This is a genomic window from Acinetobacter sp. WC-743 (assembly GCF_000335555.1).
Taxonomy (GTDB): Bacteria; Pseudomonadota; Gammaproteobacteria; order Pseudomonadales; family Moraxellaceae; genus Acinetobacter; species Acinetobacter bereziniae.
This window is the reverse complement of sequence record NZ_AMFQ01000084.1, coordinates 1-16533: the sequence shown is the minus strand read 5'-3', so window position 1 is coordinate 16533 and position 16533 is coordinate 1. Positions and strand designations below refer to the sequence as shown.

8 protein-coding genes, 2 tRNA genes, 3 rRNA genes and 1 pseudogene are annotated in these 16533 nt (G+C 41.1%); 3 read left to right on the top strand and 11 right to left on the bottom strand.

Annotated features, from left to right (window positions below):
• Window positions 1-1853, bottom strand: a pseudogene (locus tag ACINWC743_RS11625) (ESPR-type extended signal peptide-containing protein); the annotation flags it as partial.
• Window positions 1854-2645: 792 nt separating this feature from the next.
• Here ACINWC743_RS11625 and fmt point away from each other — a divergent pair.
• Entirely contained in the window at window positions 2646-3605 is a 960-nt protein-coding gene (gene fmt, locus ACINWC743_RS11620; protein WP_009585561.1) for a methionyl-tRNA formyltransferase, read from the top strand.
• The gene (gene rsmB, locus ACINWC743_RS11615) at window positions 3602-4909 is read left to right on the top strand and encodes a 16S rRNA (cytosine(967)-C(5))-methyltransferase RsmB (RefSeq protein ID WP_009585560.1); all 1308 of its coding nucleotides are present in this window, start codon (window positions 3602-3604) and stop codon (window positions 4907-4909) included. The genes fmt and rsmB overlap by 4 nt, the downstream gene beginning before the upstream one ends.
• Window positions 4910-4966: 57 nt before the next feature.
• On the opposite strand, the gene ACINWC743_RS23885 is transcribed toward rsmB, so the two are convergent.
• The 4 genes from ACINWC743_RS23885 to ACINWC743_RS11600 form a co-directional block, all read right to left on the bottom strand.
• On the bottom strand, window positions 4967-5110 hold the full coding sequence (locus tag ACINWC743_RS23885) for a methionine/alanine import family NSS transporter small subunit (protein WP_004823942.1): 144 nt from the start codon (window positions 5108-5110) through the stop codon (window positions 4967-4969).
• A 10-nt stretch (window positions 5111-5120) separates the two neighbouring features.
• Entirely contained in the window at window positions 5121-6599 is a 1479-nt protein-coding gene (locus ACINWC743_RS11610; RefSeq protein ID WP_004823944.1) for a sodium-dependent transporter, read from the bottom strand.
• A 719-nt stretch (window positions 6600-7318) separates the two neighbouring features.
• Window positions 7319-7909, bottom strand: coding sequence for a DUF1287 domain-containing protein (locus ACINWC743_RS11605; RefSeq protein ID WP_005034921.1), 591 nt, complete (start codon window positions 7907-7909; stop codon window positions 7319-7321).
• Window positions 7910-7966: 57 nt separating this feature from the next.
• Window positions 7967-9415, bottom strand: a complete 1449-nt coding sequence (locus ACINWC743_RS11600; protein ID WP_009585563.1) for an aldehyde dehydrogenase family protein — start codon at window positions 9413-9415, stop codon at window positions 7967-7969.
• 138 nt (window positions 9416-9553) lie between these two features.
• On the opposite strand from ACINWC743_RS11600, the gene ACINWC743_RS11595 reads away from it, so the two are divergent.
• Complete coding sequence (locus ACINWC743_RS11595; protein WP_009585565.1) at window positions 9554-10252, top strand: TIGR04219 family outer membrane beta-barrel protein; 699 nt, start codon at window positions 9554-9556, stop codon at window positions 10250-10252.
• A 172-nt stretch (window positions 10253-10424) separates the two neighbouring features.
• Here ACINWC743_RS11595 and ACINWC743_RS11590 read toward each other — a convergent pair whose 3' ends face one another.
• The 6 genes from ACINWC743_RS11590 to ACINWC743_RS11565 all read right to left on the bottom strand — a co-directional run bounded on the left by ACINWC743_RS11590 (window position 10425) and on the right by ACINWC743_RS11565 (window position 16372).
• The gene (locus ACINWC743_RS11590; RefSeq protein ID WP_009585566.1) at window positions 10425-10757 is read right to left on the bottom strand and encodes a hypothetical protein; all 333 of its coding nucleotides are present in this window, start codon (window positions 10755-10757) and stop codon (window positions 10425-10427) included.
• Window positions 10758-10977: 220 nt separating this feature from the next.
• Window positions 10978-11092: ribosomal RNA gene (gene rrf / locus ACINWC743_RS11585) — 5S ribosomal RNA — on the bottom strand.
• A gap of 237 nt (window positions 11093-11329) precedes the next feature.
• Window positions 11330-14220: ribosomal RNA gene (locus ACINWC743_RS11580) — 23S ribosomal RNA — on the bottom strand.
• Window positions 14221-14578: 358 nt separating this feature from the next.
• Window positions 14579-14654 (bottom strand) — tRNA-Ala (locus tag ACINWC743_RS11575).
• 44 nt (window positions 14655-14698) lie between these two features.
• Window positions 14699-14775, bottom strand: a tRNA-Ile gene (locus tag ACINWC743_RS11570).
• A 59-nt stretch (window positions 14776-14834) separates the two neighbouring features.
• Window positions 14835-16372, bottom strand: a 16S ribosomal RNA gene (locus ACINWC743_RS11565).
• The 16S, 23S and 5S rRNA genes sit together here with 2 tRNA genes alongside, the layout of an rRNA operon.
• Between the last annotated feature and the right edge of the window lie 161 nt (window positions 16373-16533).

Sequence of the window (16533 nt, the reverse complement as noted above, 5' to 3'; positions counted from 1 at the left end):
CTAAGTTTGGATTTAACTTAACCTGTACACCATCAGTTGTCGCAACTGTACTAATGTTCGTATCACCCGTAATCGAAACGGTGTCACCTAATTTCTTGGTATTGCTTGTGGTTGCTGTATCACCTTTAAATTTTAGACCTGTGGTATCTACAGCTGTCTTCGCATCTACACCTTTTTGGATATCGGTTTTTGTAGTCGCTGACAAGTCTACTTTATAGTCAGTGACATTATTTGCATCTTTCGTGCCTGGTGTTACGGTAACTGCTGAAGAACCTGCTGATGCAGTCGTACCATTGGCATTTACTGTATAAACGTCTTGACCGTTTGCACCTGTCGTTTTTACTACACCAGATACATTGCTTCCAGCTGCTACTTCTGTTCTTGATGCCGCTGCTTTTGAGTCTACATAAGTCTTGTTGGTCGCATCTGTACCTGCTGTTGGTGCAGCAACATTACTGATTTACAGTATTGGCTGCATTAATGCCACCAGTTGTAACACTTGGACCACCAGTAATGGTTAAACCAGTATTATCTAATTTACTATTCCCAGTAGTAACTGTTGTAAAAGTTGGATTATCAGAAATAGAAACTTTAATTTGATTTGTAGTAACCGCAGTAGAAATATTTTTACTATCGCCAATCACTGCAATAGATGAACCTAATTTCTGGTTGGTCGTTCCTGTGGTTCCGTTGAAGGTAATTGCTTTAACTACCTCATTGTTTAACGCATTCACTGCTGCGCCAACATTGTTGACAGTTGTTGTGCTTGCATCTGTTTTTGTGATTGTATAGCTTGGAGCTGTTATACCACCAGCCGTCGTACCAGCAGCTGCGCCACCGCCTAAAGCCGCAGCTGTATCTGTCGCAACCTTAGCTAACTCAGTATTTGTATTGAATAATTGACTGCCATTCACTGCATCTGTGCTAGAAGCTGTGACTTGACCCGCTGCAACATTTTGTATTTGTCGCTTTATTGAACCAGAACCAACACTTACAACACCTGTACTTGCAGTACCAGTTGCTGTGTAAGATTTACCATTGATTGTTTGTGCTGTACTATTTACGGATGCAGAAGTCGTTGAGCTAGCTCCTAAAGCAATACTACCTGCAATTGATGCATTTGCCCCATCCCCTATAGCCACAGTAGTAGCCGCCGAAGCATTACTTCTTGCACCCAAAGCCACTGCACCAGTACCAGCTGCTGCGACAGTAGACTGTGCACCAATTGCAACAGCATCCGTTCCAGCAGACTGAGCGCCTCTCGTTGCATTACCACCGATAGCCACAGCACCGCTACCAGAAGCCGTAACAGCATTTGCCACAGATAATACATTTCCTGCAGCAGTCCCTGTCGCAGTACCACCCAATGCCACAGCATTTTGCCCAGTTGACTGAGTGCCTTCACCAATTGCCGTACTCCCAGCAGCAGTAGCGCGACTCTCAACACCTACAGCTGTACCAAAAGCATTGGCTTGACTATTGTGACCTAAAGCTGTTCCTGCTGTCCCCGTAACTTCTGAGAAGCTTCCAAATACTGTTGCAGCAAGATTATTGTTCCCTTTGGCATTACAGCCTGCAACCAAAGAATATGTTCCCGAACCATCAGTTGCTTGTGAACCTGTAGTTCCAGGATTTATATTTCCTACAGCCCCAGCAGAACCTGTTACACAACTTGTATCCGTATTTATGATCGCTGCAGATGCTTCAGGACTAAACGTTACCATCAAGCTAACTGTCGCAGCGCCAATAATTCCCGTTACTTTAGAAGATTTGGTTTTCCCTTTTGCCAATTCAGATACTGCAACCCATGCCAACAAAGTCGCATTCCAAATCACTTTGTAGATTTTATTCATATCACTTTTCCTTAGGAGATGCATTTTTGACAGTAGGTTCTGCTTTAACAATGCATATAAAATGTACAATTTTTTTTATTTAACAATTTACATACAATGAAAGCAATCAAAAAAATGAGATATATTTCACTTTTTTTAACTTTTAAACCAATTGGTTTAATTTTTTTGAAATTAAGCTATATTATTTTACATTTTTAATATTTTACATTTAAAAAACATAGAGTTATATTTATCTTCAGTATTGTAAAGTTTTACTAAAATCACATTATTTCTAATTAATTATGTGACAAATTTTGTCACATTTGTTAAAAATAAGTGTGACACATTCCTCAAAATTATATTTTATTAAGTTTACATTCTTTGTGTTTACAATTTTTCTTAATAGCTTTTTATTTTTATCTTTCACTACTTTGTGTTTTTCTGAGTAATATTTATTAATTTTGTTTAGAAAAACTTTACAAAACACAAAAAAAACAGATCATTATTTCAATATGTAAGAAACCATACTCTAAAAAATGATTCTAATTTTTATAAAACATAGTCTATTAAATGTGACTTAAATCACATTATTTTCTTAATATCACCCATACTGCGATCAAAATATCATCAAATTCATTAATCAAAAGAAACATATCAGATCTATAGATACGTCAAAATCATAAATAAATAGCTTTGTGTCAAAATAATATAATTAATTTTCACATTTGGAGAAAATCAAATTTTCATTTGAAAATCCCACCATAGAACCATGTTTGCTATAATTGACTTTAAAATTTAATCTGAGCACAACCTTTGAAGATCATTTTTGCAGGCACACCCGAATTTGCAGCTTCAGCATTAGCCGCACTGATTCAAACTGACCACGAAATCGTCGCTGTGTATACTCAACCGGACCGTAAGTCAGGTCGTGGACAAAAATTGACAGCTTCAGCAGTAAAACAACTTGCGTTAACGCATGATTTACCTGTTTATCAACCCCTGCATTTCAAGGCATCCACTGAAGAAGGCTTAGCGGCTCAACAGGAGCTTGCAGCTTTAGGTGCTGATGTGATGGTGGTTGCTGCTTATGGTTTAATCTTGCCCCAAAGTATTTTAGACACACCTAAATACGGTTGTTTAAATATTCATGGTTCATTATTACCTCGTTGGCGTGGTGCTGCGCCCATTCAGCGTGCAATTGCCACAGGTGATACTGAAACTGGGGTGACAATTATGAAAATGGCAGCTGGATTAGATACAGGGGACATGTTGTATAAAACCCTTTGCCCAATTACAACAATGGATACTTCCGCAAGCTTGTATGAAAAACTTGCAACTCAAGGTGCTCAAGCAATCTGCACAGTGCTTGAATCAGAGCAAAAATTACTACAATACTTAGAAGCACGTGAAGTTCAAGACGAACAATTCACCGTTTACGCCCACAAACTGACTAAGGCAGAAGCCCAGATTGATTGGCGCAAATCTGCTATTGAAATTGACCGCACTATCCGCGCATTTAACCCTTGGCCTGTTGCCTTTACTCCAATTGATGAAAGCAATAATCTACGAATCTGGAATGCAACAATTTCTGATGTAATTGCAAAAGGTGAAGACGTCGGAACGATTATTGAAATGGACAAGCAAGGCGTACATGTGGTCTGTGGTGAAGGCGTAGTTTGTCTCACCAGTTTACAGTGGCCTGGAGGCAAAGCCGTTAATCCCGTTCAAATCATCCAAGGTCATAAACTATCTGTAGGACATCAATTCGCATGAGTCAAATTCAATCCTCTGCAAAAAATTTGAATTTGCGTGCCCAAGTGATTAAAACCCTTGTTGCTGTTCAAAATGGTCAATCTTTAGCATCTGTGTTGAACCAACATATCAACACCGTTTCTGAACGTGATCGTGGTTTATACCATGAACTAACATTGGGCTGCCTACGTCAATGGTATTCCTTAAAAGCCGTTACGCTTCCGCTATTAACAAAACCATTGGACAATGAAGCGCTTGAAAGTTGCTTATATCTTGGGTTATACCAACTCTTATGTACGCGTATTCCTGCACATGCAGCGATTTCAGAAACAGTCAATGCAGCTAAACAACTAGGATTTGAGCCAATGAGCGGCTTGGTCAATGCTATCCTTCGTCGTGTTTCACGTGAAACATCAGAATTTGAAACTGCGCTGAGTCAAACGCATGGCTTACCGAGTTGGCTGTTCAAACGACTAAAAAAAGATTGGACAAACCAAGTTGATGAAATCTGTCAAAACTTAAAACAAGTTGCACCACTGACTTTGCGTATCAATGAACGTCAGATTAGTCGTGATGAATATCTAGATATCTTAGAGGAAGAACAGATTGATGCTCGACCTTGTATGCTTTCTGATGTTGGTATTGTACTCGAACAAACTGGAAATATTACCCATTTGCCGGGCTTTGAAGAAGGTGGATTTTCCGTTCAAGATGAACACGCTCAACTCTGTGCCACCTTGTTACCAAATTTAGATGATAAAATTATTATCGATGCATGTGCAGCGCCTGGTGGAAAGACAGCACATATTTTAGAGCGCTTTAATCCACAAAAATTAATTGCGCTTGATCATGATGCTAAACGCCTCTTACGTGTTTCTGAAAATTTGGAACGTCTAGAATTAAATGCCTATGCTGACGTAGAAATCATCACAGCTGATGCTACAACATGGACTTATACGCAACCTGTAGATTGCATTATTCTAGATGCACCTTGTTCTGCAATCGGTGTAATGCGTCGTCACCCAGATATTCGCTTACTCAGACAGTCTACAGACATTCAACAAGTGGTCGATTTGCAAAAGCAAATTTTGAATCATATGTGGCAACAACTCAAAGTCGGTGGAACCCTGCTTTATATCACCTGTTCAATTCTTAAAGCAGAAAATGAACAACAAATGGTGGAATTCTTTGCAGAACATACAGATGCCGAAGAAATAAAAATTGATGCTGATTGGGGAATTGAACAAATCCATGGTCGTCAATTACTTCCGCAAACTGATCATGGTGATGGTTTTTATTATTGTCGAATCAAAAAACTCGCTTAACAGACTAAAAAAGCAGGCAATATAGCCTGCTTTTTTGACTTTAGATGAATAGTTAAATCAAAGCGTATGTTGATCTTTAACTTCTTCAAGAACCTCATCTAATTCTTCAGGATTTTTCATGAGGTGTAAGATCGAGAGAATTAATCCTCCCCATAAAAACACCATTGAAATAATCATCATAATAATAGCTGATGTATTCATTTTGCTGCTCCTATCGATCTTTCATCTTGCTGAGTACTAAAGCCACCACAGCACAGAAAATCACACTGCCCCAACCAAAGAACATCAACATACTTGCACTATATGTATCGTATCCATTTTTAATCAAACTAAAAATGGTCATACATAAAGTTACCAGCAAAATCAAAGAAGTGATGACGGTTAATGTGAAATCCCAACCTTTACCTAATTGAACAGTTGAAATACGATTCACATGATCACGCAACTCAATCAATGCAGAACGTTTAAACCATGCCACTGCAATAATTGACAATAGTGCACCACCAATAATACCAATATTGTTGATAAAATGATCGACAATATCAACCAGTTTAATTGCATTCACACTTGAAAATAAGAAGATCGAAACAATCGCACTACCACCACCAATGATGGTTACGGCTTTTTTACGTCCCCACTTTAACTTGTCTTGCATTGCCGCAATGGGTACTTCAAGGATACTCACCATTGAAGAAATACCAGCCACAAATAAAGAAGAGAAGAACAATAAACCAAATAAATCAGCACCTGCTCCTAAACTCGAAATGATTTTAGGGAACGCAATAAATGCCAAACCGATACCACCACTCACGACTTGATCAACAGGCTTCCCTGCTGCAAATGCCATAAAACCAAGCGCAGCAAAAATACCAATACCTGCCAAGATTTCAGTTGACGCATTGGCAAAACCAACAATCAGACCAGAACCAGTCAAGTTGGTTTTCGGTTTAAGATAAGATGCATAGGTCACCATGATCCCGAAACCAACTGAAAGAGAAAAGAAAGTATGACCAAATGCCGCGAGCCAAACTTTATAGTCCCACATCGCTGCCCAGTTTGGGGTAAAGAATGCATTCAAACCTTGCACTGCACCTGGTAAGCGTAATGCCTGAATCACAAGAATAGTGAATAGAATAAACAATAATGGCATGAAAATTTTGTTCGAGAATTCAACACCTTTCTTGACACCACCAAATAAAATGATCAGAGTAAGTGCCCAAATTCCAACGATAGGCCAAAATAAATGACCTACAAATTGGAAATCAAAACCAGTTGCTTTAGATGTTTGTAGATAGGTATTAAAGAAGAAATTTTCAGGATCATTTCCCCATAACTGACCAATAGAGAAGTACACATAACTGCCTGCCCAAGTCAGCACACTGGCATAATATAAACCAATAATGATACAGACACAGACTTGCCACCAACCTAAAGTTTCACCTCCTTTGAATAAAGCACGATACGCTTTAGGTGGAGAGTTATTGCTTTTATGCCCTGTTGCATAATCCAAAAATAATAGAGGTAAACCAGCAGTAATTAATGCTATTAAATAAGGAATTAAAAATGCACCACCACCATTTTCATAAGCAACATAAGGAAAACGCCAAATATTACCTAAACCCACAGCCGATCCAACAGCTGCAATAATAAAACCCGATCGTGATGTCCAGTTTTCACGAGATTCTGTCATAAAACACCTAATTCTGTAGATGTCCTCCAATGCCGCTTTTTGTCATTGTCATCTGCGAGCAAAAGAAGTACCAATTTTAAAATTTTGTTGTTCGAATAAAACAGCACCTTTTGAGCACTTTGTTGTTATTCCAAACCAGTCATTGTGTTGATTGCTTGGTTAAAGCGCTTCAATAGAAAACGACTGTTTAATGGACTAACAATACCTGTTTTATATCGATTTATCTGTAAATTGTGACAATTTTCTTGGCTTTTTTATACCATTTATCTCTTATGGTTATTTTTTATCTCACCCTGTCGAAATAATGATCTGATTTACTGTTAATTTCAGCTTTCTAGACGTGTTAAGTAAAAAGATAAGTATTATATACGGATCTCAATTCTTTTATTTTTTGATTGATCGACCATAAATGAACTTTTAATCATGAACTGAGACGATCACCAATTGCTTATCAACACTTGGAAAGATACGCCTGATATTCCCTAGGGAGAATATTTTTAACAACTTTTTATTTGAGTAAAAAAACTATTTTGCACGCCCTACAACAGAAAGAAATAAGTTAAGGCATTACAAAAAAGAGTCTATTTAAACCATAAAAGCCGTCTGCTCTAACAAACTTAAAAGCATAGATTTTTTTCTAAAGCGTCCTAAGAATTTCAAGATGAATCGCTTTGCTTGATTTAAAAGTTGCCCAAAATCTTTTTATGATCAATGGTCTATTAGGGACTTGAGTTTTTAGGTAAACGATAATGCCCTATAATTTTATAGCTCAATAAAATATCGTTTTCACGTGTTCCATAACCAATGTTATGAATCACCAAAGGGGTTTTGGATAAAAGTGTTGTCTTATCTGAAATAATGCCAATGTGTGTGAGTCCTTTGCCTAAATCCCAAGTGACAATATCACCCGCTTGATATTTCTGATCATTGACTTGATAACCTTGTCGTTGAAAATAAGTCATGATGTTGGGTACCCGTCGATGATCAATATTTTTATCAGTCGATTTTAAACCCCACTTTTGCGGATATTTTTTAAAATTTCGTTGCATATCCTCATGAATCAACTTTTGTAAATCAATGTTTTGATGACGTAAAGCACGAATCACCACATCAGTACATACACCTTTGACCAAAGGTACATCGCCCATTGGATACTTGAGTTGAGTATAGCTCGGATCATAATAAAGTGTTTTCCAGATTTGTGATCGCGCGTCATTGACTAGTTTTTCAGCCTGAAATGCCCAAATTTGCACACTAACTAAGGACAGGAAAACCAATGAAATCCACTGAGGTAAAGTTTTTATTATCATTTTTCACTCTATTCAAAAAATTAACAAAACAAGGAGCCGAGGCTCCTTTAATATGGCTTATTGTTTAATCACAAGCAAGCGCTCTTCTTGCATGTCACGAATAGCGAATTGAATACCTTCACGTCCCAGCCCTGAATCTTTGACACCTCCATAAGGCATATTATCCACTCTAAAAGTCGGTATATCATTGATAATTACCCCACCCACTTCTAAATGATCCCATGCATAGAGCATTTTATTGAGATTTTGTGTATAGATCCCTGCCTGTAGACCAAAACGACTTGTGTTAATGATCTCAATCCCTTTTTCAAAGTTTCTATACTTTTCTAAAATTGCCACTGGACCAAATGCTTCATTTTGATAAATCTCAAGTGACTCGTCTACATTTTCTAGCAACGTTGGCTCAAATAAAACACCTGATAAAGCACCACCCAATAAAATTTTAGTGCCTTTTTTCTCTGCTTTGTCTAACCATTTTTTTAATCGGAGTGCTTCAGATGCTTTAATCATTGGACCAACAATTGTGGTTTCTAAACTTGGATCTGCTGCACGTATCTTTTTCAGTTTCGCTACCAACTTCTTCTTAAACTCTGTATAAATATCGGCATGAACAAGAATCCGTTGCACACTGATACAGACTTGACCAGCATGACTATATGCACCACTTATCACTCGATCAAACAGTGCATCATTGAGCTCTGTATCTGGCTCAATCAAAACAGCGGCATTACCCCCTAACTCTAAGGTAACTTTTTTACGTCCTGCTCGCGCTTTCATATCCCAACCAACTTGATCCGAGCCAGTAAAACTTAATAATTTAAAACGATCATCAGTCACCAACACATCCGCATGTTCACGCGGACAAGGTAAAACTGAAAATGCACCTTTAGGCAAATCTGTTTCCGCTAAAATTTCTGCGATTTTTAATGCAGAAATGGGTGTCAAACTGGCTGGTTTGAGTACAAATGGACAACCTGCTGCTATCGCAGGTGCTATTTTATGTGCAGTTAAATTCAGCGGAAAATTAAAAGGGCTAATTAAGGAAATTGCGCCAATCGGTACATGCTGTACCATACCTCGATATCCCGATGCAGCAGCAGTCACGGCTAAAGGCATCAAATGACCATTACTCATCGTGGATACGGCATCTGCTGCAAGTTGAAAAGTATTAATCAATCTCTCAACTTCTGCTGCGGCAGCAAGTTTTGGTTTTCCACCTTCCACAATCAAAAGCTGAGTTAATTCTTCACGCAATTCTTTAAAACGACCAACACAGTGTAAAAGTATTTTTTGCTTTTGAAAGGGTTTCAGTGCTGCCATTTCCTTTTCAGCGTTTACTGCTGCACTGATCGATTTTTCTAAGGTTTTTGCATCAGCTAAAGCGACTTTTGCATATAGCTGACCAGAAAACTTGTCATAGACCTCGAGCCATTTCCCTGTTTTTACTGCCTTATTTGCGACATAAAGTGGTAGTTCAAACACTGTATCGTCAATAGTCTCACTCATGTTATATCCTCGATTTCATCTTTTTTAATAATGCAAAATTTGATAAACCTCTATATCATGCCCACAGTTTCTGCTGTATTGAATCCTATTTAAGTAACAAAAATATCAGATGAAAAATTATTTCATCAAGAAGGAAATATGAAAGCTATTCAATTGCCATTATTTATTGCAGCACTAGGTTTAAGCTCATTTGCCCAAGCTGATTTTATTGGTTTAACTGGTGATGTAAGTTACTGGTCTTACGATGGGAAAATTAAAAATACCAAGCCCTTAAATAGTGAGAATGATATTGATCGAGATAATGGTATTCAAGCTTCTATAGCTTTTGAACACCCTATTCCTCTTTTACCTAATGTCAAAATTAAATACACCAATATAGATAGTACAACGGAGAACAATACGAGTTCACCTAACTCCGATAAAGTTAAATTCACCAATACAGATTATATTTTGTATTATGAAATACTTGATAATATCGTGAGCGCCGATATAGGTTTTGGTCTCGCAAATGTTGATAGTGATATTAAGCAATATGATGCACTTCAGTACGTTAATAACACTATTTCTGGCAATGTACCTATCGCCTATGCATCTATAGGTGGAAAATTACCATTTACAGGTTTGAGTACTAAAGGAGAAATTGTTGTTGGAGGTGACGGAGATACAACAATGACCGATGTACAAGCAGAGCTTCAATATAATTTTGTACAAAGTCTGCTTTTAGATGTTGGCGCTAAAGTAGGCTATCGCTATCTGAATATTGATGCTGATAAAGATGATCTAAAGTACAAATTAGATTTTAAAGGTCCATATATTGGCTTAAATGCACACTTTTAATGATTAAAACCGTTATCTTGAAGTCGATGATCTCAGCATTTTCTTAGATACGCTGACGAATTTTTTAGATATCTAGTGTATTACCAATATAAAACCCTCAGGCAAGGATGTCTGAGGATTTTTATTTTTCTAGTTAAAACAATTGAACGAAATCGAATTACCCGTTAAAAATCTACCACTTCATGAAAGTCATGCCTTCAATTGCATCAAGTTGAATGTACTCTGTCTGTTTCTGCACAATCTTAATCGCTTCTTCTAAGCTTAACCTTTTTGTATAAGAGCCTTTTTGATCAGGTATTGGAATATCTGCATCTAATGAATAATCAGAGTTTACAATAAACTGTAAAGTTCGATCATTTTTATCGACAATCCCCAAAAAGTTTTCCGGTCGAATTAAAACAGATTGCATAAGTTCTATGATTTCATCTATAGATGCATATTGAGTTTGAGCGGGTAAAACCTCATCACCATCATAATCGGTGAAGAAAAATTGGAAAATGAGCATATTGATTATTTTCTTATCATTAGTGATTCTTTTTTAACACAAAGTACAGCGTGCCTCAATGGCGTGAAATGCATGTATTACATCCATTTCAATAAACGCGCCCCTAAAATAATTATGCCATATAGCTTTTTTCTTCCTTTTCATCATTTCTATTTTCACTTTCCTCCACGCATAAAAAAACACCCTCAACATTTTAGTTGAGGGTGTTTTAAGAATTAAAAGCTGGCGATGACTTACTCTCACATGGGTAACCCCACACTACCATCAGCGCTAAGAGGTTTCACTTCTGAGTTCGGGAAGGGATCAGGTGGTTCACTCTTGCTATTGTCGCCAGCAAACTGTTATGGACTTTTTCGGGTCTTATGGGTATGCCTTACTTTGTTCCAAATGAGTTTAACAGAAGAACATTTGAGTTGATTTTAACATAAAGCATAGCTTTATGTCTTGCGCTCGGACAAACATAATTAATGTTTGTTTATTCCTCGCTCATGTAACTAGCTTTACAACTAAATCAAGTTTCTTTGATCTTTTATGAATCAAATGATGCTTCAATACAACTGCTTGGGTGTTGTATAGTCAAGCCTCACGAGCAATTAGTATTGGTCAGCTTCATGCGTCACCGCACTTCCACATCCAACCTATCAACGTCGTAGTCTTCAACGGCTCTTTAGAGGACATAAAGTCCTAGGGAAATCTTATCTTGAGGTAGGCTTCCCGCTTAGATGCTTTCAGCGGTTATCCCTTCCGAACATAGCTACCCGGCGATGCGACTGGCGTCACAACCGGTACACCAGAGGTTCGTCCACTCTGGTCCTCTCGTACTAGGAGCAGATCCTCTCAAATTTCCAACGCCCACGGTAGATAGGGACCGAACTGTCTCACGACGTTCTAAACCCAGCTCGCGTACCTCTTTAAATGGCGAACAGCCATACCCTTGGGACCTGCTTCAGCCCCAGGATGAGATGAGCCGACATCGAGGTGCCAAACACCGCCGTCGATATGAACTCTTGGGCGGTATCAGCCTGTTATCCCCAGAGTACCTTTTATCCGTTGAGCGATGGCCCTTCCATACAGAACCACCGGATCACTAAGACCTACTTTCGTACCTGCTCGACTTGTGGGTCTCGCAGTTAAGCGCGCTTTTGCCTTTATACTCTACGCGTGATTTCCGACCACGCTGAGCGCACCTTCGTACTCCTCCGTTACTCTTTAGGAGGAGACCGCCCCAGTCAAACTACCCACCAGACATGGTCCTCGTCCCGGATAACGGGACAGAGTTAGAACCTCAATATTACCAGGGTGGTATTTCAAGGATGGCTCCATAGCAACTGGCGTCGCTACTTCTAAGCCTCCCACCTATCCTACACAAGTAAGATCAAAGTTCAATGTCAAGCTGCAGTAAAGGTTCACGGGGTCTTTCCGTCTAGCCGCGGGTACACCGCATCTTCACGGCGATTTCGATTTCACTGAGCCTCTGCTGGAGACAGCGCCCCCATCATTATGCCATTCGTGCAGGTCGGAACTTACCCGACAAGGAATTTCGCTACCTTAGGACCGTTATAGTTACGGCCGCCGTTTACTGGGGCTTCGATCAAGAGCTTCGCTTACGCTAACCCCATCAATTAACCTTCCAGCACCGGGCAGGCATCACACCCTATACGTCCACTTTCGTGTTTGCAGAGTGCTATGTTTTTAATAAACAGTTGCAGGGGCCTGGTTTCTGTGGCTGCCAATAGCTCAAGGAGCAAGTCCTATCACCGTCAGCAGCGTACCTTCTCCCGAAGTTACGGTACCATTTTGCCTAGTTCCTTCAGCAGAGTTCTCTCAAGCGCTTTGGTCTACTCGACCTGACCACCTGTGTCGGTTTCGGGTACGATTCCTGTGTAACTGAAGCTTAGAGACTTTTCCTGGAAGCATAGTATCAGCCACTTCACGAGTAAACTCGCTTGCTATCAGTTCTCAGCATAGAGCACCCCGGATTTGCCTAAGATGCATGCCTACAACCTTTCACCTGGACAACCAACGCCAGGCTGACTTAACTTTCTCCGTCCTCTCATCGCATTACACAGAAGTATTGGAATATTAACCAATTTCCCATCGACTACGCCTCTCGGCCTCGCCTTAGGGGTCGACTCACCCAGCCCCGATTAACGTTGGACTGGAACCCTTGGTCTTTCAGCGAACGGGTTTTTCACCCGTTTTGTCGTTACTCACGTCAGCATTCGCACTTCTGATACCTCCAGCATGCTTCTCAACACACCTTCATCGGCTTACAGAACGCTCCCCTACCACGTATACAATGTATACATCCGCAGCTTCGGCATATAGTTTTAGCCCCGTTACATCTTCCGCGCAGGCCGACTCGACTAGTGAGCTATTACGCTTTCTTTAAAGGGTGGCTGCTTCTAAGCCAACCTCCTAGCTGTCTATGCCTTCCCACATCGTTTCCCACTTAACTATAATTTTGGGGCCTTAGCTGGCGGTCTGGATTGTTTTCCTCTTGACTACGGACGTTAGCACCCGCAGTCTGTCTCCCGGATAGTACTCATAGGTATTCGGAGTTTGCATCGGTTTGGTAAGTCGGGATGACCCCCTAGCCGAAACAGTGCTCTACCCCCTATGGTATTCGTCCGAGGCGCTACCTAAATAGCTTTCGGGGAGAACCAGCTATCACCGAGTTTGATTAGCCTTTCACCCCTATCCACAAGTCATCCCCTGGCTTTTCAACGACAGTGGGTTCGGTCCTCCAGTTAGTGTTACCCAACCTTCAACCTGCTCATGGATAGATCACCCGGTTTCGGGTCTATACCCAGCAACTAAACGCCCTATTAAGACTCGATTTCTCTACGGCTCCCCTATACGGTTAACCTTGCTACTGAATATAAGTCGCTGACCCATTATACAAAAGGTACGCAGTCACCGAACAAGTCGGCTCCCACTGCTTGTATGCATGCGGTTTCAGGATCTATTTCACTCCCCTCACAGGGGTTCTTTTCGCCTTTCCCTCACGGTACTGGTTCACTATCGGTCAGTCAGGAGTATTTAGCCTTGGAGGATGGTCCCCCCATATTCAGACAAGGTTTCACGTGCCTCGCCCTACTCGTCATCATTATATGTGCACTTTCGTGTACGGGACTATCACCCTCTACGGTAGCACTTCCCAGAGCTTTCCGCTAATACACATATAACTTAATGGGCTGATCCCCGTTCGCTCGCCGCTACTGAGGGAATCTCAATTGATTTCTTTTCCTAAGGGTACTGAGATGTTTCACTTCCCCTCGTTCGCCTCGCATGACTATGTATTCATCATGCGATACCTACCTTATGGTAAGTGGGTTTCCCCATTCAGAAATCTCCGGATCACAGGATATTTGCCGCCTCCCCGAAGCTTATCGCAGGCTATTACGTCTTTCATCGCCTCTGACTGCCAAGGCATCCACCACATGCACTTAATTACTTGACTATACAACCCCAAACAGTCGTTAATCCCTACAAGGAGGATCAACAATGTGGATTTAACCACTTCTATTTGTTGCCTGTGAACTTAATCACTGTACAGCTTCAATTTAATTCATATACCAAAACGCTTGATTCAGTTTTATCGCTAGTTCTCATTTCATTCCGCTTTAACAATTGCTTGTTAAGCTTCATAAAACGAGTTAAACAATTATTTCAACTCAAATATATTCTGTTAATGATTCTCTACCGCCTCGTCAGCGAGTAGTTCACTGTGATAAATCACAGAAGTTAATAAACTCTATAAACTTCAGTTCATTAATTTCTATAATCAATCTTTTTTTAATCAGGTAACTGCGTAGTAGTGGTGGAGACTAGGAGAGTCGAACTCCTGACCTCCTGCGTGCAAAGCAGGCGCTCTACCAACTAAGCTAAGTCCCCAGCTTAAGATCTTAATATATCTGCTCTTCTGTGTTCAGTAGACTTGGTGGGTCTGACAAGACTTGAACTTGTGACCCCACGCTTATCAAGCGTGTGCTCTAACCAACTGAGCTACAGACCCTCAGATACATCAATGAAGAACAACTTGTTGTGGATTCTTACCAATCGTCAATCTTTCGTTAAGGAGGTGATCCAGCCGCAGGTTCCCCTACGGCTACCTTGTTACGACTTCACCCCAGTCATCGGCCACACCGTGGTAAGCGTCCTCCTTACGGTTAGACTACCTACTTCTGGTGCAACAAACTCCCATGGTGTGACGGGCGGTGTGTACAAGGCCCGGGAACGTATTCACCGCGGCATTCTGATCCGCGATTACTAGCGATTCCGACTTCATGGAGTCGAGTTGCAGACTCCAATCCGGACTACGATCGGCTTTTTGAGATTAGCATCCTATCGCTAGGTAGCAACCCTTTGTACCGACCATTGTAGCACGTGTGTAGCCCTGGTCGTAAGGGCCATGATGACTTGACGTCGTCCCCGCCTTCCTCCAGTTTGTCACTGGCAGTATCCTTAAAGTTCCCATCCGAAATGCTGGCAAGTAAGGAAAAGGGTTGCGCTCGTTGCGGGACTTAACCCAACATCTCACGACACGAGCTGACGACAGCCATGCAGCACCTGTATGTAAGTTCCCGAAGGCACCAATCCATCTCTGGAAAGTTCTTACTATGTCAAGACCAGGTAAGGTTCTTCGCGTTGCATCGAATTAAACCACATGCTCCACCGCTTGTGCGGGCCCCCGTCAATTCATTTGAGTTTTAGTCTTGCGACCGTACTCCCCAGGCGGTCTACTTATCGCGTTAGCTGCGCCACTAAAGTCTCAAAGACCCCAACGGCTAGTAGACATCGTTTACGGCATGGACTACCAGGGTATCTAATCCTGTTTGCTCCCCATGCTTTCGTACCTCAGCGTCAGTATTAGGCCAGATGGCTGCCTTCGCCATCGGTATTCCTCCAGATCTCTACGCATTTCACCGCTACACCTGGAATTCTACCATCCTCTCCCATACTCTAGCTCCCAGTATCGAATGCAATTCCCAAGTTAAGCTCGGGGATTTCACATCCGACTTAAAAAGCCGCCTACGCACGCTTTACGCCCAGTAAATCCGATTAACGCTCGCACCCTCTGTATTACCGCGGCTGCTGGCACAGAGTTAGCCGGTGCTTATTCTGCGAGTAACGTCCACTCATCTTGGGTATTAACCAAAAGAGCCTCCTCCTCGCTTAAAGTGCTTTACAACCATAAGGCCTTCTTCACACACGCGGCATGGCTGGATCAGGGTTCCCCCCATTGTCCAATATTCCCCACTGCTGCCTCCCGTAGGAGTCTGGGCCGTGTCTCAGTCCCAGTGTGGCGGATCATCCTCTCAGACCCGCTACAGATCGTCGCCTTGGTAGGCCTTTACCCCACCAACTAGCTAATCCGACTTAGGCTCATCTATTAACGCAAGGTCACAAGTGATCCCCTGCTTTCCCCCGTAGGGCGTATGCGGTATTAGCATCCCTTTCGAGATGTTGTCCCCCATTAATAGGCAGATTCCTAAGTATTACTCACCCGTCCGCCGCTAGGTCAATTACCGAAGCAATCTCCCCCGCTCGACTTGCATGTGTTAAGCCTGCCGCCAGCGTTCAATCTGAGCCATGATCAAACTCTTCAGTTAAAATCATTAGTGACTTAAGGTCACAATTCTGGCTCATCAATTACTGACAAATTCTCTCAAATAAACTTCGAGTAATTTAAACCAACAATCAATGATAATATTTCGATCAATCAATCAGTAAAAATCCACACAAGTTGTTCTTCATATTCTCTTAATGATCA

Bases quoted from the DNA above. Each gene is read 5' to 3' on its own strand.
- ACINWC743_RS11600 (WP_009585563.1), bottom strand. From the start codon at position 9,415: ATGAGTGAGACTATTGACGATACAGTGTTTGAACTACCACTTTATGTC.
- ACINWC743_RS11610 (WP_004823944.1), bottom strand. From the start codon at position 6,599: ATGACAGAATCTCGTGAAAACTGGACATCACGATCGGGTTTTATTATT.
- ACINWC743_RS23885 (WP_004823942.1), bottom strand. From the start codon at position 5,110: ATGAATACATCAGCTATTATTATGATGATTATTTCAATGGTGTTTTTA.
- rsmB (WP_009585560.1), top strand. From the start codon at position 3,602: ATGAGTCAAATTCAATCCTCTGCAAAAAATTTGAATTTGCGTGCCCAA.
- ACINWC743_RS11590 (WP_009585566.1), bottom strand. From the start codon at position 10,757: ATGCTCATTTTCCAATTTTTCTTCACCGATTATGATGGTGATGAGGTT.
- ACINWC743_RS11595 (WP_009585565.1), top strand. From the start codon at position 9,554: ATGAAAGCTATTCAATTGCCATTATTTATTGCAGCACTAGGTTTAAGC.
- ACINWC743_RS11605 (WP_005034921.1), bottom strand. From the start codon at position 7,909: ATGATAATAAAAACTTTACCTCAGTGGATTTCATTGGTTTTCCTGTCC.